This is a genomic window from Pseudomonas sp. NBRC 111139 (genome assembly GCF_001753955.1).
Classification (GTDB): domain Bacteria; phylum Pseudomonadota; class Gammaproteobacteria; order Pseudomonadales; family Pseudomonadaceae; genus Aquipseudomonas; species Aquipseudomonas alloputida.
Map to the genome: position 1 here is coordinate 39,124 of NZ_BCBP01000021.1, position 23,324 is coordinate 62,447.

Genomic DNA, 23,324 nt, shown 5'->3' on the forward strand with positions numbered 1-23,324 from the left:
GCCTGGGGTCTGATGGCCAACTGTAAGTATTTCAAGGCGTTAACATGAGTGAAGATGCACAAGATGTGGTTCTGGTCGTCGAGGATGAACCGGCGATTCGCATGATTTTGCGCGATTACCTGGCGGGTGAGGGGTACCACGTCCTGGTGGCTGAGGATGGCGAGCAGGCGTTTGCCATCCTGGCCAGCAAACCGCACCTGGACCTGATGGTGACAGACTTCCGTTTGCCGGGGGGGATCTCGGGGGTGGATATTGCCGAGCCCGCGGTGAAATTGCGGCCCGACCTGAAGGTGATTTTCATCAGCGGCTACCCGGCGGAGATTCTCGAATCTGGCAGCCCGATCACCCGCAAGGCACCTATCCTGGCCAAGCCGTTTGACCTGGATACCTTGCACGAGCAGATCCAGTCGCTGTTGCGCTGAGGCATCCGGCCTTTTCGCGGGGCAAACCCGCGAGGAGGCCGTTGCAGGCTATCGCAGCGTCCGCTCAATCCCGCCGACCAGCAAGTTTTCCATCAGCTCCAACCCTTGCGCTTCAGGCAGTGCTTTGAGCAACCCCGGCAGCTGGTTGAGAAACGTCGCCAGTACATGCGCTGTAGCGTCCAACGCTTGCCCCGGTAGTTTCGCTTGCGGTGCGATCAAGCGCAGCAAACCCGCCTCATAGCGCTTGCGCAACGATGCCAGGTGCGCCTGTTGCGCCTCACTCAAACAACACAAATCCCGCTCGGCCAGCCGAAACTGCAGCGGCCGTTCGGCATGCAACTGCCAGTGCGCAGCAATCAGGCAGCTCAATGCCGATGTCCCCCGGGCCATGGCCCGGCGGGCCTGGTCCAGGGTGGCCTGCAGCTCTTCGTACAACTCTTCGATCAAGTCGTACAGCAGGTCCTGCTTGCTGGGAAAGTGATGGTACAGCGAGCCGGCGGTCAGCCCCACATGGGCCGCCAGCTCGCGCATGCTGACCTGGCCAAAGCCCTTTTCGGCAAACAATGCCATGGCCCGGTCACGTCGCTCCTCAAAGTTGGCACAGCGCATTGCGGCATTGACCGGGGGCATGGCGCTTGGTCCTCAGTAGGTGAAGAAACCGCGACCGCTCTTGCGCCCCAGCCAGCCGGCCGCGACCATTTCCTTGAGCAGCGGAGCAGGGCGGTACTTGCTGTCGTTGAAGCCTTCATGGAAGGCCTCCATGATCGCCAGCAGGGTGTCCAGGCCGATCAGGTCGGCCAACGCCAGCGGGCCGATCGGCTGGTTGCAGCCCAAGCGCATGCCGATGTCGATGTCCTCGGCACTGGCCAGGCCTTCCTGGCGCACGAAGATCGCCTCGTTGATCATTGGCACCAGGATGCGGTTGACCACGAAGCCCGGACGGTTGCCGGCGGTGATCGGGGTCTTGCCGACTTTTTCGGTCACCACCAGCGCCTGGGCGTAGGTGTTGTCGCTGGTCTGCAGGCCACGAATGATTTCGACCAGCGCCATCATCGGTACTGGGTTGAAGAAGTGCACACCAATGAAGCGCTCGGGGTGCTCGATGCTGGCGGCCAGTTGAGTCACCGACAGCGACGAGGTGTTGGTGGCGATCAGGCAGTCGGCGGCAACGTTGGTTGCCACCTGCTGCAGGATGCGCTGCTTGAGCTGCAGGTTCTCGGTCGCCGCTTCGATCACCAGGTGTGCAGCGCTGAGCTGGGTGTAGTCGGTGCTGGTGCGAATGCGTGCTTTGGCGGCTGCGGCCTTGTCGGCGTCGAGGGTGCCTTTGCTGACCTGGCGCTCGAGGTTCTTGCTCAAGGTGGCCACGCCGCGCTCGAGCGCTGCGTCGGAAACATCCACCAGCAGCACCTGGTAGCCGGCAATGGCGCACACCTGGGCAATGCCGTTGCCCATGGTGCCCGCGCCGATCACGGCGATCTGTTCAATGCTCATGTGTCAGTCTCCCTCAGACGCGCCCGAACACGACGGCGATGCCTTGGCCACCGCCGATACACATCGTGGCCAGGGCGTAGCGGCCCTGGATGCGCTGCAGCTCATGGATGGCCTTGGTGGCGATGATCGCACCGGTGGCACCCACCGGGTGGCCCAGGGAAATGCCCGAACCGTTGGGGTTGACCTTTTCCGGGTCGAAGCCCAGCTCTTGGGCCACGGCGCAGGCCTGGGCAGCGAAGGCCTCGTTGGACTCGATCACATCCAGGTCTTGTAGGTTCAGGCCGGTTTTTTCCAGCACTTTGCGGGTGGCCGGAATCGGCCCCAGGCCCATCAGCTCGGGCTCCACCCCGGCGTGGGCATAGCCCACCAGGCGTGCCAACGGTTTCAGGCCCAGGCGGCGCACTGCGTCACCGGTGGCCAACACCAGGCCGGCGGCGCCATCGTTGATACCGCTGGCGTTGCCGGCGGTGACGGTGCCGTCTTTCTTGAATACCGGCTTCATACCGGCCAGTTGTTCGGCGGTCACATCAGCACGCACATGCTCGTCGACACTGAACTGCACGCTGCCCTTGCGGGTTTTCAGTTCCAGCGCAACGATCTGGCTGGCGAAGCGGCCCTCGGCAATGGCACGCGCGGCGCGGCGCTGGCTGGTCAAGGCCAGTTCGTCCTGCATTTCGCGGGTAATGCCGTGCTTGGCCGAAACGTTCTCGGCGGTGATGCCCATGTGGAAGTGCTGGAACGGGTCCTGCAGCACGCCGACGGTATAGTCGATGCCTTGCAGGTCACCCATGCGTGCACCCCAGCGCGCCTGTGGCAGCAGGTAAGGGCCACGGCTCATGGATTCGGCGCCGGCTGCGACGGCCACATCGGTGTCGCCCAGCAACAGGCCCTGGGCCGCAGAGACAATAGCCTGCAGGCCAGACCCGCACAGGCGGTTGACGTTGAATGCCGGCGTTTCCTTGGGGATGCCAGCGTTCATTGCCGCTACCCGTGCCAGGTAGGCGTCACGCGGTTCGGTGGGGATCACCGTGCCCATCACCAGGTGGCCGACTTGCTCGGCGGCCAGGCCCGAACGCTCGATGGCGGCGCGGGTCACGGCGCTGGCCAGGTCGGCCAGTGGCAGGTCCTTGAGGGAACCGCCGAAGCCACCAATGGCTGAACGGACGGCACTGACGACGTAGATTTCTGCGCTGCTCATGAGGGCTCCGATTGCGAAGGCGTGGCGGGACCGGGCCAGGCTCTGCGAGAATGGTGGGCGGCCCCGGAGTGGGATCGAGTCTAGGCAAAGGCTCTGTTGCCGCCTATGCCGGATCTGTTCAAACAACCTGGCACTTTTTGCCACTCAGCATAGACAGCGAAAACCGCCATGCGCGAAAGCGATTCAGTCGCCGTGTACTTCCTCAACGCCATGCTCCACGCCCTGCGCGACACGCCCGCCGAGCGTGATGCCCAGCTGCGTGCGGTGGGCATTGCCCCGCAGCTGCTGGATCAGCCTCAGGCGCGGGTGCCGGCCAAGGCGTTCGCCCAGCTGTGGCTGGCGTTGATCCAGCGCCTGGACGATGAGTTCTTTGGCCTCGACAGCCACGGCATGCCGCTGGGCAGTTTTGCCCTGATCTGCCGGGGTTTGATCCTCGAGCCGAACCTGGAAAAGGCCTTGCGCCAGTGCATGGGGGGCTTCGGCCTGTTCCTGCGTGACCTGCGTGGCAGCCTGACGGTACGTGGCGGGCGGGCGCTGATCAGCGTGCAGTCGAACATTGCCGACCCATTGACCCGGGTCTATGCCGAGGAAACCTACCTGGTGCTGATGATCGGCATGCTGTGCTGGCTGGCCGGGCGGCGGATTGCCATCGACCGCACGGAGCTCGCGGTTTCGCGCCCGGCCCAGGAGGACGACTTGCTGCTGTGGGGGCCGGACCTGCGCCTGGGCAGCGGACGCACCGAGGTGGAGTTCGACAGCGCTTATCTGCGCCTGCCGGTGGTGCAGGACCGGGCGGCTTTGCAGACCTTCCTGCGCAGTGCGCCACAGGGCCTGGTGATCCGCTTTCGCAATCAGAACGGGCTGGTGGCTGAGGTGTATCGGCACCTGCGGGCATTGCGCTATGGACAGTGGCCGACATTGGCCGCGCTGGCGCAGCAGCAGGGGGTCAGTGCCAGTACCTTTCGCCGGCAGTTGGAGCGGGAGGGGCGTTCGTACCAGCAGATCAAGGATGAAGTGCGCCGGGCCATGGCCTTCGAGCGGCTGCGCGAAGGCGCGTTGAGCATTGCCGAAATTGCCGAGCAGGCGGGGTTTCAGGAACCGAGTGCCTTCCACCGGGCGTTCAAGAAGTGGACCGGGCAGAGCCCAGGAAGCTACCGGGCGCGGCTGGCCGGCCTGCGTTCTACCTGTGGGAGCGGGCTTGCCCGCGAAGAAACCAACGCGGTGGATGGCACCGGCTCTGCCGGTGTTCGCGGGTAAACCCGCTCCTACAGGGCACGCACAGAATTGTGGGAGCGGGCTTGCCCGCGAATAGGCCTGCACAGGCCGCCCGAAAGGATCAGGCCGGCACCATGGCAAAGCCGACGCCGAACCGGTTCCAGGCATTGATGGTGGCAATTGCCAAGGTCAGGTTGGCCACCTCGGCCGGCTCGAAGTGTTCCTGCAGGGCTTCATATTGGCCCTGCGGCGCACCCTGTTCTGGCAAGCGGGTCAGGCTCTCGACCCAGGCCAGCGCAGCACGTTCACGCGGCGTGAAGTAGCTGGTTTCCTGCCACACGCACAAGGTCTGCAGGCGTGCTTCGGACTCACCGGCCTTGCGCGCATCGTTGGCATGCAGGTTGACGCAGTAGGCGCAGCCGTTGATCTGCGAAGCGCGCAGGCGTATCAGCTCCAGCAGCGAGTGTTCAAGGCCGCTGTTAGCCAGCGCCTGCTCCAGGCCGACCATGGCTTTGTAGGCTTGCGGCGCGTGTTTGGCCCATTCGATACGGTTGTGCATGTCAGTCTCCAGGCGTGTGGGGGTGGATATGGCGCTACTGTAGCGCCGCTCATTGGCCACCCCGATAGCCAATTTTGCGCATAAGCGGGAGGCCAATCGTCCATTCAGGTGGCCACTGACCTGCATCCAATCTCTTCATTTCTGCCAAGCCAGCCGAGCCGGGATAATGACCAGTTCCTGCTAAAAGAGAACCGACTCACAATGAGCGCTGTACTGAACCTGTTGCTGGTGATCCTGCTGGCGTTGAACCTGCGGCCGATTCTGACCAGTATCGGCCCGTTACTCGAACCTATGCGCGCCAGCACCGGCCTGGGTTACCAACAGGCCGCCTTGCTGACGGCGCTACCGGTGCTGTGCATGGGCCTGGTGCCCCTGTTGCAACCGTGGCTGCGACGCTGGGTCAGCGAGCACGGCGGCATGCTTGGGGGCCTGACCGCCATTGCCTTGGCCTGCCTGTGGCGCCTGCAACTGGACAGTGCCTGGGCGCTGATCGCCAGTGCGCTGGTCGCCGGCCTGGGCGTGGCGGTGGTGCAGGGCATGATGCCGGGGCTGGTCAACCGCTGGTTCCCTGGCCGTCTGGCCGGGGCGATGGGGCTGTACTCGGCGGCGCTGATGAGCGGCGGCGGCTTGGCGGCAGTACTCGGTCCACACATCAGCGGCCATTTCGGTTACTGGCAGGCGGGCCTGGGCGTTTGGGCGATCCCGGCCGTGCTGGCGGTGCTGGCCTGGGCCGTGCTGCGGCCGAGGCAGGAGGCGCCAAAGCTGTCTGGGGCCGCAGGCGGGCACTGGTTCGGCACCCGCCGGGCGTGGTTGCTGGCCCTGTACTTCGGCCTGATCAACGGCGGCTACACCAGCATGGTGGCCTGGTTGCCGGCTTACCACATCGAGCACGGCGGCAGCGCTCAGGGCGGTGCCGACCTGGTGGGCCTGATGACCGTCTTTCAGGTGCTCGGTGCGCTTGGCCTGCCGCTGCTGCTGCGACGTTGGGCCGACAGGCGCCCGGGTTTGTGGCTGGCGCTGGCGATCCAGCTGGCGGGCTTCCTGGGGCTTTTGCTGGCACCTGCGGCGGCTTCCGGGCTTTGGGTCGCCATGATCGGCTTTGGCTTGGGTGCCTGCTTCAGCCAGTGCCTGACGTTGACCCTGGAACACCTGAAAACGCCTGCCGAGGCCGGCAGCCTGGCGGCGTTCGTACAGGGTATCGGCTTTATCATCACCGGCATCGTGCCGTATATCACGGGTTGGCTGCGGGATGTCAGTGGCGACTTCCAGGCTTCGTGGACGCTGTTGACCGTGACCGTGATGGCAATGCTGCTGGTGACCGCGTGCTTCAATCCGCGCGGCTATGCGGCGGCTATCGCCCGGCCGGCCGCAACCGGCAGGGCCGCACCGGTCAACTGAGGCGTTGCAGGGTATCGCGTACCCGGTCCAGCGCCGGGTCGATATCCAGCAGTTCGATGGCGCCGAAGCCCATCAATAACCCCGGGCGGACCGGCGCCTCGCTGAAGAAGGGTGCCAGTGAATACAGGCCGACCTCTACCTTGCGCGCGAGGTTGGCCAACAGTTCCACATCCACTGCGGGCGTAGCCAAGGCACTGAGGTGGAAGCCTGCGCTGGCGGGGATGGCGCTGAACCACGGTGCCAGATCGCCGCCAAGGCGCGCCAGGATGCGCTCGCGGCGTGCACTGTAGACCTCGTGGCAGCGGCGGATGTGCTTGTTCAGGTGGCCTTCGCCAAGGAAGCGCGCCAGCGCCCACTGCAGCAGGGTCGGGCTGTGCCAATCGCTAAGGTGCTTGGCCACGCAAGCGGCCTGCAGTACGGCAGGTGGTAATACGGCATAGCCCAGGCGCAGCTCGGGCAGCAAAGTCTTGGAGAAGGTCCCGACATAGGCGACCAGCCCATGCCGGTCCAGACGCTGCAGCGCGTCCGAGGCTGGCCCGTGGTAGCGGAACTCACAGTCGTAGTCGTCTTCGATGATCAGTGCACCCAGCTCGGCGGCCCGCGCAAGCAGGGCATGCCGGCGTGGCTCGCTCATCGGCATGCCCAGCGGGAACTGGTGCGAGGGTGTGACGTAGATCAGCCGGGTGCCATCGGCGATCTGTTCCACGCACAGGCCCTCATCGTCCACCGGCACCGATTGCAGGCGTGCCCCCAGGGCCAGGAACAATTGCCGTGCCGGTGGGTAGCCAGGATCTTCCATGGCCACCTGGCAGCCCGGTTCGACCAGCACCCGGGCGATCAGGTCCAGCGCCTGCTGGGCGCCGTTGCACACCAGCAGGTCGGCTGCGCTGCAGTGCACCCCGCGCGAGTAGGCGATGTGGTGGGCAATGGCTTCGCGCAGTTCCGGCAAGCCCTGGGCCGGGAACTGGCGCTCGGGGTGGCGCTGGCTGCGGCGCAGTGCGTAGTTCAGGCAACTGCGCCACTGGTCGAAGGGGAACTGTGCCTTGCTCGAAGCACCACCGACGAAGTCATAGCGCGATGGCGCTTGCACCTGGCGTTGGCTGAGCACGGTGGCGCGCTGCTGCCAGCGCTCGAGGGAGGCGGCGCCGGCCAGGGGTATGGTGGCTGATTCGTTACTGCGCAGCGAATGGCGTGGGGTGACGAACGTGCCACGGCCGACCACGCCGCTGAGCAGGTTATCGTAGGTCAGCCGCGAATAGGCCTCGGCCACTGTCTTGCGCGATACGCCCAGTTGTTCAGCCAGCAGACGGGTGGGCGGCAGTTGGGTACCGGCGGCCAGGTGGCCGCTGTCGATACCGTCGCGCAGTTGCTGGTAAAGCTGGTCGGCCAGGCCTTTGCGGCCCTCCAGGCGAATGTGCAGTTCCATGGGCGGGTCCAGAGCGGAGGATTGCTCAGGATAGCGGATCGGCTGCGACTCAGGTGCTTGTCACAGGCTACGATGATGCCAAGCAAACCGCTCAGAGCCGGGCGGTGCTGACAGTGATATAGCCTTTTTCTGCCAGGGCAATGCGTATCACGGTTTCATCCTCCGGCGCGTTGCGGTTGCGCTTGATGCGCACGCCTTCAACCGCCGAAGCTTTCATATGCTCTGAAATGGCCCGCCCGTTCGCGTCGAAGAACACCTCGCTGGCCAGCAACTCGATGCGTTCGATCAGTTGCCGGGAATGTTCATCGGTGGCGCAGAAGAACATGACCCCCGACAAGTGCGGGTCGTTGTCGGGGTTGGTCATGTCATGGGCCAGCATTTCGCGCAGGCTGCTGCGCAGTTCGGCGATGGGGCGGGCGTACGGGTGCATGCGGAGCCTCCTCTGGATCGCGACCTTGCGTCCTCCAGTGCCGATCATGTTTTCTGTGGGCAGAGGCAGCAAGTAGGGCGCTTCTGAGGGCGGCGTAGGAAACGTCTTAAGATGCTGGGCGGTGGTCGAACCCCAGGGTCTACAAGGCAGCAGCCCCCGCCTTGGCCACCTGGGCATCCTTTTCGGATTTGACGCCGGATACACCAATGGCGCCCACCACCTGGCCTTCCACCCGCAGCGGCACGCCACCTTCAAGGCTGGTCAGCAGGGGGGCGGTCACGAAGGCCGTGCGGCCGCCATTGACCATGTCTTCATAATCCCGCGTCTCTTTGCGCCCCAGTGCGGCGGTGCGGGCCTTTTCCATCGCGATGTAGGCACTGGCCGGTGCGCAGCCGTCCAGGCGTTCCAGGGCCAGTGGGTGGCCGCCGTCGTCGACCACGACGATGGTCACGCTCCATTGGCGGGCCTGGGCTTCCTGGCGGGCGGCGGTCAGTACGCGGGCGATTTCGGTCTGGCCGATAACGAACTTGCTAAGCATGGGCGGGCTCCGGGTTCAAGGCGGCTTCGACGATTTCGATCCAGTGGCGCACGGGTGTGCGTCCAGCCCCATCGAGGTGGGCCTGGCAGCCTATGTTGGCCGTGGCAATAACGTGCGGTTTACCGCTTTCCAGCGCGTTCAGACGATTGTCGCGAAGTTGCAGTGACAGTTCAGGTTGGGTCAGCGAATAGGTGCCTGCCGAGCCGCAGCACAGGTGGCCATCGGGCACCGAGGTCAGGGTAAAGCCAAGCCGTGTCAGCAACGCCTCTACCGCGCCGCCCAGCTTCAGTGCGTGCTGCAGGGTGCATGGGCAGTGGAAGGCCAGGCGCTGTTCGGCGCACAGGGCCAATTGTTCGATCGGCTCATCGCGCAGGATTTCCACCAGATCGCGGGAAAGTGCACTGACCCGTGCGGCCTTGGCAGCGTAATGGGGGTCTTTCTCCAGCAGATGGCCATAGTCGCGGACAAACGCGCCGCAGCCGCTGGCGGTCTGCACGATCGCCTCGGCACCCGCTTCGATGGCGGGCCACCAGGCGTCGATATTGCGCCGTGCCCGCTGCAGGCCTTGCTCCTGAGCATTCAGGTGATAGTCCACCGCGCCACAGCATCCGGCCTGCAGGATGGGTTGCACACTGATGCCCAGGCGGTCGAGCAGCCGCGCAGCCGCGGCATTGGTATTGGGTGACAGGGCTGGCTGCACGCAACCTTCCAGCATCAGTACCCGGCGCGCATGGCGCACTGCCGGACGCTGGCCGGGTGTGGTGACCTGCGCCGGCAACTTGCGTTTGAGTGAGGCCGGTAGCAGCGGGCGCAGCGCCTGGCCGCTGCGGGTCAGGGCCTTGAACAGTGCCGGGCGCGGCACCACCGCACGCAGGCCCAGGCGCAACAGGCGCTGGCCGAGTGGGCGTGGCACCTGCTGCTCGACCACTGCGCGGCCGATGTCCAGCAGGTCGTGGTACTTCACCCCCGATGGGCAGGTGGTTTCGCAGTTGCGGCAGGTCAGGCAGCGGTCCAGGTGCAATTGGGTGCTGGCGGTGACCGGCTCGCCTTCGAGCATCTGCTTGATCAGGTAGATGCGCCCGCGCGGGCCGTCCAGTTCGTCGCCCAGCAACTGGTAAGTGGGGCAGGTGGCGGTGCAGAAGCCGCAATGTACGCAGGTGCGCAGGATGCGCTCGGCTTCGTCGGCGCGGGCCAGGCGGCGCGAGGTTTCGCTAAGGTTGGTTTGCATGGGCTGGCCTCACAGGTCCGGGTACAGGCGACCAGGGTTGAACACCCCCTGGGGATCGAGCTGCTGCTTGAGGGCGCGGTGGTAGCGCATCAGTGCAGCCGACAGTGGCGGGCTGCTGGCTGCACCGGGGGCGTAGCAGGTGGCGTGGCCGCCCACCCTGGCGACCTGGTCGCGAATGGCCTGCGCCGGTGCGCAGGTCTTGAGCCAGCGCTGGGCACCCCCCCAGTCGATCAGTTGCTGGCCGGGCAGGTCCAGCTCGCCGGTGACGGTGGGTACGGACAGGCGCCACAGGGGGGCGGCGTCGGCAAAGAACGCCAGGCGCTGCTCGCGCAGGTCGCTCCAGAAGTGGTTATCGAGCGTTTCGCCCCCCAACCGCTGGCGTGCCGATTGCACCGACCCTTCGCCGCCTTCCAGGCGCAGGTACAACGTTTCGCCGTCATAGCAGGCGGCGCTGATCGGTAGCGGTTGCTGGCCCCATTCGGCCAGCTCGGCCAGCGCTTCATTGCGGCCCATCGGCAGGCGCAGGCTCAGGCACAGGCGCGGCCGTGGCAGCACTTTCAAAGAAACCTCGGTCAGCAGCCCCAGGCATCCGAAGCTGCCCGCCATCAGGCGTGACACATCGTAGCCGGCGACGTTCTTCATCACCTCGCCACCAAAGCGCAGCAGCTTGCCGTGGCCGGTGATCACCCGTGTACCCAGTACGAAGTCGCGCACCGACCCGGCCCACGGCCGTCGCGGGCCAGACAACCCGGCCGCGACCATGCCGCCCAAGGTGGCCTCGGGGCCCAGGTGGGGTGGTTCGCAGGGCAGCATCTGGCCGGCCTCGTGCAGGGCGGCCTCGATCTCGCGCAGGGGGGTACCGGCGCGGGCCGTGAGTACCAGCTCGGTGGGGTCGTAGCTGACAATGCCGCGGTGGTTGCGGGTGTCGAGTACTTCGCCGGCCACCGGGTTGCCGAGCATCGCTTTGCTGTTGCTGCCCTGGATACGCAGCGGCGTACCTTCGTTCAGCGCCTGGTTGACCTGCTCCAACAGCGTCTGGCTCATGTCGCGCTCCATGCTCATCAGAAGCGCTCCAGCTCGGGGAAGGGCAGTTGCCCTTGGTGCACGTGCAGGGCGCCGAATTCGGCGCAGCGGTGCAGGGTGGGAATGTTCTTGCCGGGGTTGAGCAGGCCCTGGGGGTCGAAGGCGGCCTTCACCGCGTGGAACAGGGTAATTTCGTCGCTGTTGAACTGCGCGCACATCTGGTTGATCTTCTCGCGCCCCACGCCGTGTTCACCGGTGATGCTGCCGCCCATCTTCACACACAGTTCCAGAATCTTGCCGCCGATCGCTTCGGCACGCGCCAGCTCGCCGGGCAGGTTGGCATCGAACAGGATCAAAGGGTGCATGTTGCCGTCGCCGGCATGGAACACATTGGCCACCCGCAGGCCATACTCCGCGGACAGGTCGCTGATGCCCTTGAGCACCCGTGGTAACTCGCGGCGCGGGATGGTGCCGTCCATGCAGTAGTAGTCCGGGGAGATGCGCCCCACGGCCGGGAAGGCGTTCTTGCGCCCGGCCCAGAAGCGAACGCGCTCGGCTTCGTCGCAGGCCAGGCGCACCTCGCGGGCCCCGGCTTGGGTCAGCACGGCGGCGACGCGCGCGCAGTCGTCGTGAACATCGGCTTCCACGCCATCCAGTTCGCACAGCAGGATCGCCGCCGCGTCCACCGGGTAGCCGGCATGGATGAAGTCTTCAGCGGCGCGGATCGCCAGGTTGTCCATCATCTCCAGGCCGCCAGGAATGATGCCGGCAGCGATGATGTCGGCGACTGCCCGGCCGGCGTCCTCGACGCTGTCGAAACTGGCCAGTATCACCCGCGCCACCTGGGGCTTGGGCAGCAGCTTGACAGTGACTTCGGTGACGATACCGAGCATGCCTTCGGAGCCGGTGAACAATGCCAGCAGGTCGAAGCCGGGGCTGTCCAAGGCATCGCTGCCGAGGCTCAGGCGTTCGCCCTCGACCGTAAGGATGTCCACCTTGAGCACATTGTGTACGGTCAGGCCGTACTTGAGGCAGTGCACGCCACCGGCGTTTTCGGCGACGTTGCCACCGATCGAGCAGGCAATTTGCGAGGAAGGGTCGGGTGCGTAGTACATACCATGGGGTGCGGCGGCCTGGGAGATGGCCAGGTTGCGTACGCCCGGTTGCACGCGGGCGTAACGCCCCTGCGGGTTGACCTCGAGGATACGGTTGAAGCGCGCCATCACCAGCAGGATGCCCTTGGCCAGCGGCAGGGCACCACCAGACAGGCCGGTACCGGCGCCACGCGCAACCACCGGTACGCCGCGCTGGTGGCAAAGCTTCAACAGCGTCTGCACCTGCTCCAGGCGCTCGGGCAGCGCCACCAGCAGTGGCACGGTGCGGTAGGCCGACAGGCCGTCGCATTCGTACGGTTTGAGGTCTTCATCGCGGTGCAGGATTTCAAGGTCCGGCAGGGCATCGCGCAGCGCCTGCAACAGGGCGGCCAGGTCCACGTTGGGCAGCGCGCCATCGACGCGTTCGTCGTACAGGATATTCATTGGCTCACTCGCAACGGTTTTTGTTGTTGTTGGCGAAGCGGTCACCGATGCAGCGTGCGCGTGCTAGCGTTTGGGGTCGAGTGAGATGTTGACTGGTCCTACCAGTTTCTTTGGGCAGTACTGTTTATTCACGGTTCTGTCTGGCTAGATTGGCGCTATAAGTCAAAGTGGTCCTACCAGCAGGGGTGTGCGCAGTGGGTACTGAAGGCAAGGCCAAGGTCGCCGACCAGGTGGCCGAACGGGTCGAGCGGCTTATCGTCGAGGGCGTGCTCAAGGTGGGCCAGGCGCTGCCATCGGAGCGGCGGCTGGTGGAAAAGCTTGGCTGTTCACGTTCGGCCTTGCGCGAGGGACTGCGCATTCTGCGTGGGCGCGGCATCATCGACACCGAACAGGGGCGGGGTTCGTTCGTCGCCGATCTCACCGGGCAGGCGGGTGCTACGCCTTTGATGCACCTGTTCAGTTCGCAACCGCGCACGCTGTTCGACCTGCTGGAGGTCAGGGCGTTGCTGGAGGCTGAGTCGGCGCGGCTGGCAGCGTTGCGGGCTACCGACGTCGACCGCCTGCTGATCCGCCGGCGCTACGAAGAAATGCTGGCTGCGCACGAGGCTGCGCAGGCGCTCGATGCCCGTGAGCATGCCCGCCGTGACCATGCCTTTCACCGGGCGATCAGTGAGGCGTCGCATAACCCGGTGCTGGTGCATACCCTGCAATCGCTCAGTGACCTGACGTTGAGCACGGTGTTTGCGTCGGTCAACAACTTGTACTGCCGGCCAGCGCAGAAACGCCAGATTGATCGGCAGCATGCGCGGTTGTACCGCGCAGTCATGGAGCAACTGCCCGAGCAGGCGCAGCGGGCGGCGCGTGAGCATATAAACGGCATACGCGACAGTTTGCGGGAGATCGAGCAGGAAGAGCAGCGCCTGGTCAGGGCGACCATGCGTATGGATGGCTGGGGGTGAAGCGGCCCTGTACCGGCCCTCTCGCGTCGAACCGCCGCGAAAGGGCCGGTACAGGTTTACTCAATGGTCAGCCACAGGGTCATCTTGCGACAAGATGGCCCGGGCCAGCTCTTCATCGTTGGCCTGCAACCCAGGATGGTCCTTGCGGACCTGTTCAAGCGCCGACTCCACATAGGCGCCGCGGATGGCACCGCCGCTGGCGACGAACGCTGAAAGTTCGTCACGGGCCGGGATGATCCGTTTGTCATCCTTGAAGGTCGAATACAGCGAAGCGGAAATACCGGCCGAGGTGGCGACGTCGCCCGCATCGACGCGGGCCAGGGCAGCACCGGCAGGCATCAGGAGCAGCAGCGCAGGGGCGAGCAGTAGGTGGCGCATGTCGTGTTCTCCAGTAACGTGAAGCACAGGGAAATAAACCACTCAGTGTCTAAGACGGTTGAGGCGTTCGGGTAGTTCCCTTCTGCTGGCAGGAGCGTGGTGGGGATGAAGGTGAACCTGCCGCTGACGATATGGCTGAACGCACGGTTCGCAAGGTGTCGACGGAGCGCGTCATGGATTGACCGCGTCGGGACGCGCGTGATTTGCTTGGGTGGAGGGGCTTCGCGGGCAAACCCGCAGAGCGCCCTGCCGATCATTCAAAGGAAACTGAAGGTTCGCCCATGTCCGACTACAGGCTGCATTGCTTCGCCGAATCCGGCAACGCCTACAAGGCTGCGCTCATGCTTGAACTCACCGGCCAGGACTGGCAGCCGGTGTTCGTCGACTTCTTCCATGGCCAGACGCGTGAGCAAGCCTGGCGCGATGAGGTGAACGAGCAGGGCGAGGTGCCGGTGATGGAGCATGCTGGCAAGCGCTTCACCCAGTCTGCGCTGATTCTGGAATACCTTGCCGAACAGACCGGCCAGTTCGGGCCCCGTGATGAAGATGAAAAGCGTGAGATCTGGCGCTGGATGCTGTTCGACAACCATAAGTTCACCAGCTATTACGCTGCGCTGCGCTTTCTGTTTTGCCTGAAGAACACCGGCGAAACCGATGTCACGCGGTTCCTGCGCGAGCGTGCCACGGCGGCTTACCGTATTGTCGACGCGCACCTGGCGAAGACGCCATTCATGGTCGGTGGCCGGTTGACCATTGCCGACCTGTCGTTGGCGGGGTATGTGTTCATGCCAGAAGACACCGGTATCCCGTTGGCAGCGTTCACGCACATCGAGGCCTGGAAAGCCCGGATCCAGGCGCTGCCGGGGTGGAAACACCCGTATGAGCTGATGCCGCGCACGGCATCCTGACTCATTCGCGACTAAAACCGCCTGCACAGCGGCTACGCCAAATCATGTGTGTGGCACACCCCGAGTGGGTGCGCCGCCCGCATACTCTGGCTTCAGGTGCCCTTGCTCATCCAGCAGATAAGCATCCATCACTTCCCGCACCACCGGTCCTGCGACCCGGCCTCCAGCCTCACCGTTCTCGATCATGACCGCCACCACCACACTGGGGTGCTCAGCCGGAGCAAAGCCGACAAACAGGGCGTTGTCGCGGTGGCGCTCCAGGGTCTTGTTGCGGTTGTAACGCTCACCCTGTTTGATCGCCACCACCTGCGCGGTACCACTCTTGCCGGCGATCCGATACTGCGCGCCTGCTGCTGCGGCGCGGGCAATGCCGCGCGGGTCGTGCATGACCATCTGCATGCCCTGGCTGACCTGGTCCCAGGCATGCTTGTCGTGCAGCACGATGTCGGGCATGGGGTTTGGGTCGATCGGCGTATCGCCACCCACGGTCATGGCCAGGTGCGGGCGGTGCCACACGCCCTTGCTTGCCAGCAGGCTGGTGGCCTGGGCCAGCTGCAGGGGGGTGACCTGCATGTAACCCTGGCCAATGCCAAGGATCAGCGTCTCGCCCGGGAACCAGGCCTGGCGTCGTGTGGCGCGCTTCCACTCGGCCGAGGGCATCAGCCCGGAGGCTTCCTCGAACATGTCCAGCGACACCTTCTGACCCAGGCCGAACTCGGCCATGTAGTCGTGCAGGCGGTCGATGCCCAGCTTGTGCGCCAGGTCGTAGAAGTAGGTGTCGTTGGAGCGCATGATGGCGGTGTACATGTCCACCCAGCCGTCGCCGCTGCGGTTCCAGTTGCGGTACTTGTGGTCATAGTTGGGCAGTTCGTAGTAGCCCGGGTCGAACACCCGGCTGCCAGGGGTGATCACCCCGCTGTCGAGGCCAGCGATGGCCACTTCAGGCTTCACGGTCGAGCCAGGCGCATACAGGCCGCGCAGGACGCGGTTGAACAGTGGGCGGTCGATGGAGTCGCGCAGCGCGGCATACTGCTTGAAGCTGATGCCCTTGACGAACAGGTTGGGGTCGAAGCTGGGGTTGCTGACCATCGCCAGTACGTCACCATTGGCCGGGTCCAATACCACCACCGAGCCACGGCGGTCACCCAGCGCTTTTTCTGCGGCTATCTGCAAATGGGCGTCCAGGGTGAGGACTATATCCTGCCCTGGGGTCGGGTCCTTGTGGTTGAGCACGCGCATCACCCGCCCCTGAGCGTTGGTCTCGACCTCTTCGTAGCCCACGTGGCCATGCAGCTGGCTTTCGTAAAAACGCTCGATGCCGGTTTTGCCAATCGATTGGGTGCCGCGGTACTCCGTGCTGTCGAGCGTCTTGGCTTCTTTCTCGTTGATGCGCCCCACATAGCCCACTGAATGCGCGAAATGCCCGGCCAGTGGGTACTCGCGGATGAACTGCGGCTCCACCTCCAGGCCCGGCAGGCGGAACTGGTTCACCGCTACCAGGGCGATCTGCTCCTCGCTCAGGCCCACCATAAGGGTTACGGGCTCGAACGGTTTGCGGCCACGGCGCAGGTCCTTGTCGAACTGCTTACGGTCGTCTTCGGTCAGGCCCAGCACCTGCGTCAGGGTGTCGAGCACCTTGGCCGAGTCGCCGCCGGCCCGCTCACGAGTCATGGTCAGGTCGAAGCTGGGCTTGTTGTCGGCCAGTACCACGCCGTTGCGGTCATATATCAGCCCGCGTTCGGGGGCGATGGGCAGCACGTGCACGCGGTTGTTTTCCGACACGGCCGTTTGTTGGTCGTGCTGCAGCACTTGCAGCACATAGAGCCGGCCCACCAGGACGGCACACAGGCTGAACACCATGGCAGCGCAGGCCAGAAGCCGACGGTTGACCAGGTGCTTTTCCTTTTCGTGGTCCTTTAGCGGGATGGGTTGCGGCATCTGTGAATCGATCCTGAGGGGTGGCAATACGCGCGCGATCGTGCCGCGGATGCTACGCAACCCGTACCGCACCCTCAAGACGAGTCCCGGCTGCCCGCTGGCTGGCATCGGCTGTGCCCCCCATGATCAGGGCGCTGAGGGGGAATATGAAGATTTGTTCATTGCGGAGTCATGATGGCAGATCAGGGGTGGTTTCTGATGATTTGTGGATCCACAATTCGATTCTGTTCGGTAACCGAACATCAAGTTTCTTTGGTTGTAAATTTATAAGCTATTGAATTTATTTATAAAAAATATGCTTTTTGCTAGCGATGAACTGAAATTGGTCGAGCCTGATTGATAGGCAGTGCTTTCGTCACGTTGTCTGTGGATCCATTATCTGGTTGATTAGCGCCTGACAACGGCCGGAGCCCTCCTGCCGTATGCGATAACAATTACAAAAAGGGTCCAGTCATGAATGGCTATCCAGCGGCACTGAACCGTCAGGGTTCCTCCCGTTGCGCCTGCGCGTGCGCATCGTTCCTCTCGCCTGTGGCCAAGCCTGGCCGGCAGGTGACCCCATGAATACCGATCTCAAGCAACGTCTGGACAACGACCCGATGGGGCGCTTTCAGTGCCTGGCCATTGGTATTTGCATCATCCTCAACATGATCGATGGCTTCGACGTGCTGGTCATGGCCTTCACCGCCGCCTCGGTGTCTGCCGAGTGGGGCCTGAATGGGGCGCAGGTCGGGCTTCTGCTCAGTGCCGGCTTGTTCGGTATGGCGGCCGGGTCATTGTTCATCGCGCCGTGGGCTGACCGCTTTGGCCGACGCCCGCTGATCCTGCTGTGCCTGGCGCTGTCCGGTATCGGCATGCTGCTCTCGGCACTGAGCCAGAGCCCGCTGCAACTGGCGCTGCTGCGTGGCCTGACCGGGCTGGGCATCGGTGGCATCCTGGCCAGCAGCAATGTGATTGCCAGTGAATATGCCAGCAAACGCTGGCGCGGCTTGGCGGTGAGCCTGCAGTCCACTGGCTATGCGCTGGGTGCGACCCTGGGCGGTTTGCTGGCGGTATGGCTGCTGGGGCATTGGGGCTGGCGCTCGGTATTTCTGTTTGGCGGCATCGTCACCGTACTGGTAATCCCGCTGGTACTGCTGTGGTTGCCAGAGTCGCTGGACTTTCTGCTGGCACGCCGGCCGGCCAATGCGCTGGCCCGGGTCAACCGCCTGGCCGTACGCCTCGGCCAGCCGGCATTGGCGCAACTGCCGGCTGTTGCCGCACGGGCAGAAGGTGCCAGCAGGGGTTTCAAGCAGCTGCTGGCGCCGGCCATGCGCCGCACCACGCTGGTGATCTGGTTGCTGTTCTTCCTGGTCATGTTCGGCTTCTACTTCGTCATGAGCTGGACGCCGAAACTGTTGGTGGCCGCCGGCTTGTCGGCCCAGCAAGGCATCACCGGCGGGGTGCTGTTGAGCGTGGGCGGCATCGTTGGCGCGGCGCTGATCGGCGGCCTGGCTTCGCGCTGGCCACTGACGCGCGTGCTGGCGTTGTTCATGCTCATCACCGCCGCGCTGCTGGTGCTGTTCGTGGCCAATGGCGCCTCGGTCACTGCGGCGCTGGCGTTGGGCCTGCTGATCGGGCTGTTTTCCAACGGCTGCGTGGCTGGGCTGTATGCCTTGTCGCCGGTGGTCTATGACGCATCGGTACGTACCACCGGTGTGGGTTGGGGGATCGGCATCGGCCGCATGGGCGCAATCCTGTCGCCGACCGTGGCTGGCGTGCTGCTCGATGGTGGCTGGCAACCCCTGCATCTGTACGGCGTGTTTGCCAGCGTGTTCGTGCTTGCCGCGGGTTGCCTGCTGCTGTTGCGCCCAACGACCAAGCCTGCGTCCGCCTTGTCTGCTGATGCACTGAGCCACTGAGTGCAACCCGGCCTGGCCGGGTATCTGAATGCAACTTACTGCTCCGGGTCATGCTGGCCTGGGGCGGTCTGCTGCGCCTATTGAACGCGGAGAACAATAATAATGATGGACACAACTTGTACGCTGGCCCGTTCGGCCCTGGCAGTTTCGTTGGCGTTTGGCCTTGGTTTGCCGGCCTGGGCGCAAGAGGGGGGCTTCTTTGAAGATGCCAAGGGTGGGCTGACACTGCGCAACTACTACTTCAACCGCGATTTCCGCGACCCGGGGGCCGCCAAGGGCAAGGTTGAAGAATGGGCCCAGGGTTTCATCTTCAAGTTCAGCTCTGGCTACACCCCGGGGCTGATCGGTTTTGGCCTGGATGGTATCGCCCTGTTCGGCGTGAAGCTGGACAGCGGCGGCGGTACCAGCGGCTCAGAACTGTTGCCGGTGCACGATGACGGGCGAGCGGCCGACGACTACGGTCGGGCCGGGCTGGCAGCGAAGCTGCGTATGTCCGCGACTGAGCTGAAGGTGGGGGAGTTGTTGCCGGATATTCCGATGTTGCGTTACGACGATGGCCGCCTGCTGCCGCAGACCTTCCGTGGTGCCATGCTCGACTCGCGGGAAATCGAAGGCCTGAGCCTGCAGGCCGGCCAGTACCGCGAGGTGAGCCTGCGCCACTCTTCGGACATGCAGGACCTGTCTGCCTGGGCCGCGCCCGGGGTCACCTCGGACGGCTTCAACTACGCCGGCGCCGAGTACCGCTTCAACCAGCAGCGAACACTGATCGGCGCCTGGCACTCGCAGTTGGAGGACATCTACCAGCAAAGCTACTTCAACCTGCTGCACAGTCAGCGGGTAGGGGAGTGGACGTTGGGGGCCAACCTTGGCTACTTCATCGACCGGGATGACGGACAGGCGCGCATCGGCGACATCCAGAGCCGCACCGGCTACGCCTTGCTGTCAGCTTCGTACAGTGGCCACACGCTGTACCTGGGGTTGCAGAAGGTCAGTGGTGACAGCCAGTGGATGTCGGTGTATGGCAGCAGTGGGCGAACCTTGGGCAACGACATGTTCAACGGCAACTTCAGCAATGCTGACGAGCGTTCGTGGCAAGTGCGTTACGACTACAACTTTGCCGCGCTCGGTGTGCCAGGGCTGCTGGCCATGGTGCGGTACGGGCATGGCGAGAACGCCACCACGGCGGCGGGCAGCAATGGCAAGGAGTGGGAGCGCGATACCGAGGTGAACTACACCTTCCAGAGCGGGTTTTTGAAGAACCTCAACATCCGGCTGAACAACGCGACCAACCGGCGCAGCTTCAACAGCGATTTCGACCAGACGCGACTGATCGTCAGCTACCCGCTGACCTTGTAGGAACGGGTTCAGCCGCGAACACCGGCGCAGCCGGTGCCATGTTCCGTGTTGCCTGCTTCGCGGGTAAACCCGCTCCTACATCTACGGCGCCTGTTTCGAGACAGGTTGGTTTCTTGGCGCGCGCTCTGCCCGTAGGAGCGGGTTCACCCGCGAACACCGGCGCAGCCGGTGCCATGTTCCGCGTCGCCTGCTTCGCGGGTAAACCCGCTCCTACATTTACGGCGCATGTCTTGCGCCCGCTTGGTTTCTTGGCGCGCGCCCCCCCCCGTAGGAGCGGGTTCACCCGCGAACACCGGCGCAGCCGGTGCCATGTTCCGCGTCGCCTGCTTCGCGGGTAAACCCGCTCCTACAACAGGTCAGCAGCAACCCCACGGCTTGCGCTAAGATGCCCGCTCATGTCTTTGGAAGTCGCCTGGATGAGCAAACCCGGTCAAATGGTGCTGGTTGCGTTGCGCAAGATGATCGCTTCGGGCGAGCTGGCGGCCGGCGAGCGCTTGATGGAAGTCCCAACCGCCGAACTGTTCGGCGTTTCACGCATGCCGGTGCGCATGGCATTTCGCACCCTCGAACAGGAAGGCCTGCTGGTGCGCTTTGGTGGCCGGGGGTTCCAGGTGCGTTCGGTCAGCGCCGATGACATCGCGGGTGCGGTCGAGGTGCGCGGTGTGCTGGAGGGGTTGGCGGCGCGTCAGGCTGCAGAACGTGGCTTGTCGGTGCAAGCACGCGTTGCGCTGCAACAGTGCCTGGTCGACGGCGATCAGCTGTTCGACAAGGGCTTTGTGAGCGAAGACGACTTGCAGGTCTATCACGACCTGAACATGCGCTTTCATCAGGTGATCATCGACGCCAGCCACAACCCGGCCATTGCCGTTGCCCTGGCGCGCAACGATCACCTGCCATTCGCCTCGGTCACCGCACTGGCGGTGGACCGCCATGATCTGGCTCGCGAGTACCGGCGCTTCAACTTCGCCCATATGCAGCACCACGCCGTGTTCGACGCCCTGGTCAACCGCCAGGGTGCCCGCGCCGAAGCGATCATGCGCGAGCACGCCAATGCCACCTTGCGCTATGCCGAAACCTTTGGCGGGGCAGCGGCGGACGCGGGCATGAAAGTCATCCTGCCCTCGTCGTAAGCCGGGTCAGATGTCCAGCACCAGCAGCGGCGTCTTCGAGCGCGAGCAGCAGGGCGTGAACTGATCGTTCAGGGCCTGTTCCTCTTCAGTGAGAAACAGATCGCGATGGTCCGGTGTGCCCTGCAGCACGCGTGTCAGGCAGGTGCCGCAAATACCCTGCTCGCACGACATGGCGATCTCGATACCGTTCTCTTCCAGCACCTGCACCACGGTCCGGTCGGCTGGCACCTCGAACACCTGGCCCGTGCTGCCCACCTGCACCGAGAAACTGCCGTCGTTGCTGGCATCCACCGGTGCTGCGGCGAAGTACTCGCGGTGCAGGTTGGCCTCCTGCCAGCCCAGCCCCTTCGCGCTGTCCAGCACATGCTGCATGAACCCGCCGGGCCCGCATACATACAGGTGCACATCAGTTTGCGGGTTGCCCAGCACCTGGGCGATGTCCAGCGCCGTTTCCGGCTGCTCGTCAAAATGCACGAACAGCCGATCAGCGAACGGCGCGCTGCGAATCCGCTCGACAAACGCCGCCCGCTCGCTGGAGCGGGCACAGTAGTGCAGCTCGAAGGCCTGGCCGCAGTGGGACAGCTGCTCGGCCATGCACAGGATTGGGGTAATGCCGATGCCGCCGGCAAACAGCACACTGCGCTGCGCCCCCTCGGCCAGCGGGAACAGGTTGCGCGGCGCACTGATACGCAGCCGGGCACCGGCCTGCACCTGCTCGTGCAGGCTACGTGAGCCGCCCCGCGAAGCCGGGTCGTTGAGCACGCCTATCAGATAGCGATGGCGTTCTTCGGGGTGGTTGCACAGCGAATACTGGCGCACCAGCCCGTCGGGCAGGTGCACGTCGATATGGGCGCCGGCGCTGAACGCTGGCAGCAGGCTGCCATCTGCCGCTGCCAGCTCGAAGCTGCAGATACCCTGCGCTTCATCGTTACGGGATACCACTACGGCATCGATCATGTCGGCTGTTCCTCAGGCAGGGGTGGCGCTGGTGGCGATCAGTTGCGGATGCGGCGCCCGCTCTTTGGCGATGATCCGCTCCAGCACTTTGCGTGACTGCACGCCGCCGGCATCGATGTTCAGCTTCAGCAAGTTGCGCTCGGGGTAGGCCAGCAGGTTTTGCTGCTGGCGTTCGAGCATTTCCAGGTCTTCGCTGAAAATCTTGCCCTGGCCCTCACGAATGTTGTCGGTCAGGGTCTGGTCGTGCGCAGCGAAATTGCGTGCCATGCCCCAGAAGTACCAGATCGAGGTATCGCTTTCCGGGGTGATGAAGTCGACCACGATGCTCGATGCCTTGTGCTGTGCCTCGGCGTGGTAGCCGCCCTTGCCGGCATGCGCTACACCCACTTCGATCAGCACATGGCTAGGTGGGGTGAAACGGCAGATCTGCCAGCGGTCCACCGGTACATCGTCGGCCAGGCCGTTGCCACGCAAGGCCATGCGCCAGAACGGCGGCGCCATGATGTTTTCCATGTGCCGGGCGGTGACCACTTCGTCGCCGGTGACGGTGGTCACCGGCGGTGCCTCGTCGATCTCCTTCTGGCCGATGCTGGAGGCGTGCACATAGGTTTCATGGGTGAGGTCCATGAGGTTGTCGATCATCAGGCGGTAGTCGCAACCGATGTGGAACAGCCCGCCGCCGTAGGCCCAGTCATCATTCACCGCCCATTCCAGATGCGGAATCAGCGCCGGGTCGGCCTGCGCCTGGTCACCGGGCCAGACCCAGATGAAGCCATAGCGCTCGACGGCCGCAAAGGTCTTGTTGCAGGGGAAGCCACGCACCCGTTGGCCCGGCATCGACACGGTCTTGCCGTCGCAACCCATCACCAGGCCGTGGTAGCCGCACACCAGGTTGCCGTCCTCGACATAGCCCAACGACAACGGTGCGCCGCGGTGCGGGCAGAAGTCCTCGACGGCGGCGACTTGGTTCTCTCGGGCGCGGTAGAACACGATTTTTTCCCCGCAGATCTGCCGGCCCAGGGGTTTGGTGGCGATTTCGTCGGGGGTGCAGGCGACGTACCAGGTGTTTTTAGGGTACATGGGAGGCTCTCCGGGGTTTTGTTTTTATTTAATGGATCCATTAAGGCTGCGACTGGCGGACCTGGTCAATGCATTTTGCTTTGTTAATGCGGATTCTGTGCGATTATCGGTTTTTAGTGGATCCATTGAGGGGCGCCCCTGCGATTCTAGGGGGCGGCCGCAGCAGCACGTCGTCTGAACAGGAAGGCACCGGCGAGATCGATCAAAGCGGCCGGTGCAGGAGCAGGCTTGGCCGAACCTGCTATGCCTAA

22 protein-coding genes are annotated in these 23,324 nt (G+C 64.3%); 8 read left to right on the forward strand and 14 right to left on the reverse strand.

Annotation, left to right across the window (positions count from 1 at the left end; all coding sequences use genetic code 11):
- Window positions 1-44 precede the first annotated feature (44 nt).
- Window positions 45-422 (forward strand): response regulator, encoded by a 378-nt coding sequence (locus tag BJQ17_RS06215; protein ID WP_003256176.1) that lies wholly within the window; start codon window positions 45-47, stop codon window positions 420-422.
- 48 nt (window positions 423-470) lie between these two features.
- On the opposite strand, the gene BJQ17_RS06220 is transcribed toward BJQ17_RS06215, so the two are convergent.
- The 3 genes from BJQ17_RS06220 to BJQ17_RS06230 are packed head-to-tail and all read right to left on the reverse strand — an operon-like array spanning window position 471 to window position 3,111.
- Window positions 471-1,052: a TetR/AcrR family transcriptional regulator gene (locus BJQ17_RS06220; RefSeq protein ID WP_014859099.1), complete on the reverse strand. Its 582-nt coding sequence runs from the start codon at window positions 1,050-1,052 to the stop codon at window positions 471-473.
- Between the two features lie 12 nt (window positions 1,053-1,064).
- Complete coding sequence (locus BJQ17_RS06225; RefSeq protein ID WP_070095768.1) at window positions 1,065-1,913, reverse strand: 3-hydroxybutyryl-CoA dehydrogenase; 849 nt, start codon at window positions 1,911-1,913, stop codon at window positions 1,065-1,067.
- Between the two features lie 13 nt (window positions 1,914-1,926).
- On the reverse strand, window positions 1,927-3,111 hold the full coding sequence (locus BJQ17_RS06230) for an acetyl-CoA C-acyltransferase family protein (RefSeq protein WP_070095769.1): 1,185 nt from the start codon (window positions 3,109-3,111) through the stop codon (window positions 1,927-1,929).
- A 168-nt stretch (window positions 3,112-3,279) separates the two neighbouring features.
- On the opposite strand from BJQ17_RS06230, the gene BJQ17_RS06235 reads away from it, so the two are divergent.
- Entirely contained in the window at window positions 3,280-4,368 is a 1,089-nt protein-coding gene (locus BJQ17_RS06235; protein WP_003256171.1) for an AraC family transcriptional regulator, read from the forward strand.
- Window positions 4,369-4,447: 79 nt separating this feature from the next.
- Here the strand turns inward: BJQ17_RS06235 and BJQ17_RS06240 are convergent, their stop codons facing one another.
- Window positions 4,448-4,885 carry a carboxymuconolactone decarboxylase family protein gene (locus tag BJQ17_RS06240; protein ID WP_070095770.1) on the reverse strand — a complete coding sequence of 146 codons (438 nt, stop codon included), beginning with the start codon at window positions 4,883-4,885 and terminating at the stop codon, window positions 4,448-4,450.
- Between the two features lie 201 nt (window positions 4,886-5,086).
- On the opposite strand from BJQ17_RS06240, the gene BJQ17_RS06245 reads away from it, so the two are divergent.
- On the forward strand, window positions 5,087-6,283 hold the full coding sequence (locus BJQ17_RS06245) for a CynX/NimT family MFS transporter (RefSeq protein ID WP_070095771.1): 1,197 nt from the start codon (window positions 5,087-5,089) through the stop codon (window positions 6,281-6,283).
- Here BJQ17_RS06245 and BJQ17_RS06250 read toward each other — a convergent pair.
- The 6 genes from BJQ17_RS06250 to glcD form a co-directional block, all read right to left on the reverse strand.
- Complete coding sequence (locus BJQ17_RS06250; protein ID WP_003256167.1) at window positions 6,276-7,709, reverse strand: PLP-dependent aminotransferase family protein; 1,434 nt, start codon at window positions 7,707-7,709, stop codon at window positions 6,276-6,278. The genes BJQ17_RS06245 and BJQ17_RS06250 overlap by 8 nt on opposite strands.
- Before the next feature lie 91 nt (window positions 7,710-7,800).
- On the reverse strand, window positions 7,801-8,139 hold the full coding sequence (locus BJQ17_RS06255; protein WP_004576022.1) for a hypothetical protein: 339 nt from the start codon (window positions 8,137-8,139) through the stop codon (window positions 7,801-7,803).
- 139 nt (window positions 8,140-8,278) lie between these two features.
- Entirely contained in the window at window positions 8,279-8,677 is a 399-nt protein-coding gene (locus BJQ17_RS06260; protein ID WP_070095772.1) for a heme-binding protein, read from the reverse strand.
- Window positions 8,670-9,905 carry a glycolate oxidase subunit GlcF gene (glcF, locus tag BJQ17_RS06265; protein ID WP_060546017.1) on the reverse strand — a complete coding sequence of 412 codons (1,236 nt, stop codon included), beginning with the start codon at window positions 9,903-9,905 and terminating at the stop codon, window positions 8,670-8,672. The genes BJQ17_RS06260 and glcF overlap by 8 nt, the downstream gene beginning before the upstream one ends.
- A gap of 9 nt (window positions 9,906-9,914) precedes the next feature.
- On the reverse strand, window positions 9,915-10,967 hold the full coding sequence (gene glcE, locus BJQ17_RS06270) for a glycolate oxidase subunit GlcE (RefSeq protein WP_070095773.1): 1,053 nt from the start codon (window positions 10,965-10,967) through the stop codon (window positions 9,915-9,917).
- Complete coding sequence (gene glcD / locus BJQ17_RS06275; protein ID WP_070095774.1) at window positions 10,967-12,466, reverse strand: glycolate oxidase subunit GlcD; 1,500 nt, start codon at window positions 12,464-12,466, stop codon at window positions 10,967-10,969. Before glcD ends, glcE begins: the two co-directional genes overlap by 1 nt.
- Before the next feature lie 194 nt (window positions 12,467-12,660).
- Here glcD and glcC point away from each other — a divergent pair, with 194 nt between their 5' ends.
- Window positions 12,661-13,425, forward strand: coding sequence for a transcriptional regulator GlcC (glcC, locus tag BJQ17_RS06280; RefSeq protein ID WP_003256156.1), 765 nt, complete (start codon window positions 12,661-12,663; stop codon window positions 13,423-13,425).
- A gap of 60 nt (window positions 13,426-13,485) precedes the next feature.
- On the opposite strand, the gene BJQ17_RS06285 is transcribed toward glcC, so the two are convergent.
- Window positions 13,486-13,803, reverse strand: a complete 318-nt coding sequence (locus tag BJQ17_RS06285) for a DUF2388 domain-containing protein (RefSeq protein WP_004576019.1) — start codon at window positions 13,801-13,803, stop codon at window positions 13,486-13,488.
- 281 nt (window positions 13,804-14,084) lie between these two features.
- On the opposite strand from BJQ17_RS06285, the gene BJQ17_RS06290 reads away from it, so the two are divergent.
- Window positions 14,085-14,711, forward strand: a complete 627-nt coding sequence (locus BJQ17_RS06290) for a glutathione S-transferase family protein (RefSeq protein ID WP_060546021.1) — start codon at window positions 14,085-14,087, stop codon at window positions 14,709-14,711.
- Window positions 14,712-14,753: 42 nt separating this feature from the next.
- Here BJQ17_RS06290 and mrdA read toward each other — a convergent pair whose 3' ends face one another.
- A complete protein-coding gene (mrdA, locus tag BJQ17_RS06295) occupies window positions 14,754-16,649 on the reverse strand; it encodes a penicillin-binding protein 2 (protein ID WP_010954574.1) in 1,896 nt (631 codons plus the stop codon).
- 560 nt (window positions 16,650-17,209) lie between these two features.
- Between mrdA and BJQ17_RS06300 the strand changes: the two genes are divergently transcribed.
- From BJQ17_RS06300 to BJQ17_RS06310, 3 genes are all read left to right on the forward strand, one after another.
- On the forward strand, window positions 17,210-18,550 hold the full coding sequence (locus tag BJQ17_RS06300; protein ID WP_070095775.1) for an MFS transporter: 1,341 nt from the start codon (window positions 17,210-17,212) through the stop codon (window positions 18,548-18,550).
- A gap of 102 nt (window positions 18,551-18,652) precedes the next feature.
- Window positions 18,653-19,906 (forward strand): OprD family porin, encoded by a 1,254-nt coding sequence (locus BJQ17_RS06305; protein ID WP_070095776.1) that lies wholly within the window; start codon window positions 18,653-18,655, stop codon window positions 19,904-19,906.
- Window positions 19,907-20,322: 416 nt separating this feature from the next.
- Window positions 20,323-21,036 (forward strand): GntR family transcriptional regulator, encoded by a 714-nt coding sequence (locus BJQ17_RS06310; protein WP_060546025.1) that lies wholly within the window; start codon window positions 20,323-20,325, stop codon window positions 21,034-21,036.
- 6 nt (window positions 21,037-21,042) lie between these two features.
- Here BJQ17_RS06310 and BJQ17_RS06315 read toward each other — a convergent pair whose 3' ends face one another.
- Both BJQ17_RS06315 and BJQ17_RS06320 read right to left on the reverse strand, forming a co-directional pair.
- Window positions 21,043-21,993 (reverse strand): PDR/VanB family oxidoreductase, encoded by a 951-nt coding sequence (locus BJQ17_RS06315; RefSeq protein ID WP_070095777.1) that lies wholly within the window; start codon window positions 21,991-21,993, stop codon window positions 21,043-21,045.
- A 12-nt stretch (window positions 21,994-22,005) separates the two neighbouring features.
- Entirely contained in the window at window positions 22,006-23,073 is a 1,068-nt protein-coding gene (locus tag BJQ17_RS06320) for an aromatic ring-hydroxylating dioxygenase subunit alpha (protein ID WP_070095778.1), read from the reverse strand.
- Window positions 23,074-23,324 lie beyond the last annotated feature (251 nt).

What these genes read in the sequence shown, in the direction of transcription:
- BJQ17_RS06235 (WP_003256171.1), top strand. Translation starts at nt 3,280, where the DNA reads ATGCGCGAAAGCGATTCAGTCGCCGTGTACTTCCTCAACGCCATGCTC.
- BJQ17_RS06220 (WP_014859099.1), bottom strand. Translation starts at nt 1,052, where the DNA reads ATGCCCCCGGTCAATGCCGCAATGCGCTGTGCCAACTTTGAGGAGCGA.
- BJQ17_RS06320 (WP_070095778.1), bottom strand. Translation starts at nt 23,073, where the DNA reads ATGTACCCTAAAAACACCTGGTACGTCGCCTGCACCCCCGACGAAATC.
- BJQ17_RS06290 (WP_060546021.1), top strand. Translation starts at nt 14,085, where the DNA reads ATGTCCGACTACAGGCTGCATTGCTTCGCCGAATCCGGCAACGCCTAC.
- BJQ17_RS06260 (WP_070095772.1), bottom strand. Translation starts at nt 8,677, where the DNA reads ATGCTTAGCAAGTTCGTTATCGGCCAGACCGAAATCGCCCGCGTACTG.
- BJQ17_RS06215 (WP_003256176.1), top strand. Translation starts at nt 45, where the DNA reads ATGAGTGAAGATGCACAAGATGTGGTTCTGGTCGTCGAGGATGAACCG.
- BJQ17_RS06230 (WP_070095769.1), bottom strand. Translation starts at nt 3,111, where the DNA reads ATGAGCAGCGCAGAAATCTACGTCGTCAGTGCCGTCCGTTCAGCCATT.
- BJQ17_RS06305 (WP_070095776.1), top strand. Translation starts at nt 18,653, where the DNA reads ATGATGGACACAACTTGTACGCTGGCCCGTTCGGCCCTGGCAGTTTCG.
- glcF (WP_060546017.1), bottom strand. Translation starts at nt 9,905, where the DNA reads ATGCAAACCAACCTTAGCGAAACCTCGCGCCGCCTGGCCCGCGCCGAC.
- mrdA (WP_010954574.1), bottom strand. Translation starts at nt 16,649, where the DNA reads ATGCCGCAACCCATCCCGCTAAAGGACCACGAAAAGGAAAAGCACCTG.
- BJQ17_RS06315 (WP_070095777.1), bottom strand. Translation starts at nt 21,993, where the DNA reads ATGATCGATGCCGTAGTGGTATCCCGTAACGATGAAGCGCAGGGTATC.
- BJQ17_RS06245 (WP_070095771.1), top strand. Translation starts at nt 5,087, where the DNA reads ATGAGCGCTGTACTGAACCTGTTGCTGGTGATCCTGCTGGCGTTGAAC.
- BJQ17_RS06285 (WP_004576019.1), bottom strand. Translation starts at nt 13,803, where the DNA reads ATGCGCCACCTACTGCTCGCCCCTGCGCTGCTGCTCCTGATGCCTGCC.
- BJQ17_RS06225 (WP_070095768.1), bottom strand. Translation starts at nt 1,913, where the DNA reads ATGAGCATTGAACAGATCGCCGTGATCGGCGCGGGCACCATGGGCAAC.
- BJQ17_RS06300 (WP_070095775.1), top strand. Translation starts at nt 17,210, where the DNA reads ATGAATACCGATCTCAAGCAACGTCTGGACAACGACCCGATGGGGCGC.
- BJQ17_RS06255 (WP_004576022.1), bottom strand. Translation starts at nt 8,139, where the DNA reads ATGCACCCGTACGCCCGCCCCATCGCCGAACTGCGCAGCAGCCTGCGC.
- BJQ17_RS06240 (WP_070095770.1), bottom strand. Translation starts at nt 4,885, where the DNA reads ATGCACAACCGTATCGAATGGGCCAAACACGCGCCGCAAGCCTACAAA.
- glcE (WP_070095773.1), bottom strand. Translation starts at nt 10,967, where the DNA reads ATGAGCATGGAGCGCGACATGAGCCAGACGCTGTTGGAGCAGGTCAAC.
- BJQ17_RS06250 (WP_003256167.1), bottom strand. Translation starts at nt 7,709, where the DNA reads ATGGAACTGCACATTCGCCTGGAGGGCCGCAAAGGCCTGGCCGACCAG.
- glcD (WP_070095774.1), bottom strand. Translation starts at nt 12,466, where the DNA reads ATGAATATCCTGTACGACGAACGCGTCGATGGCGCGCTGCCCAACGTG.
- BJQ17_RS06310 (WP_060546025.1), top strand. Translation starts at nt 20,323, where the DNA reads ATGAGCAAACCCGGTCAAATGGTGCTGGTTGCGTTGCGCAAGATGATC.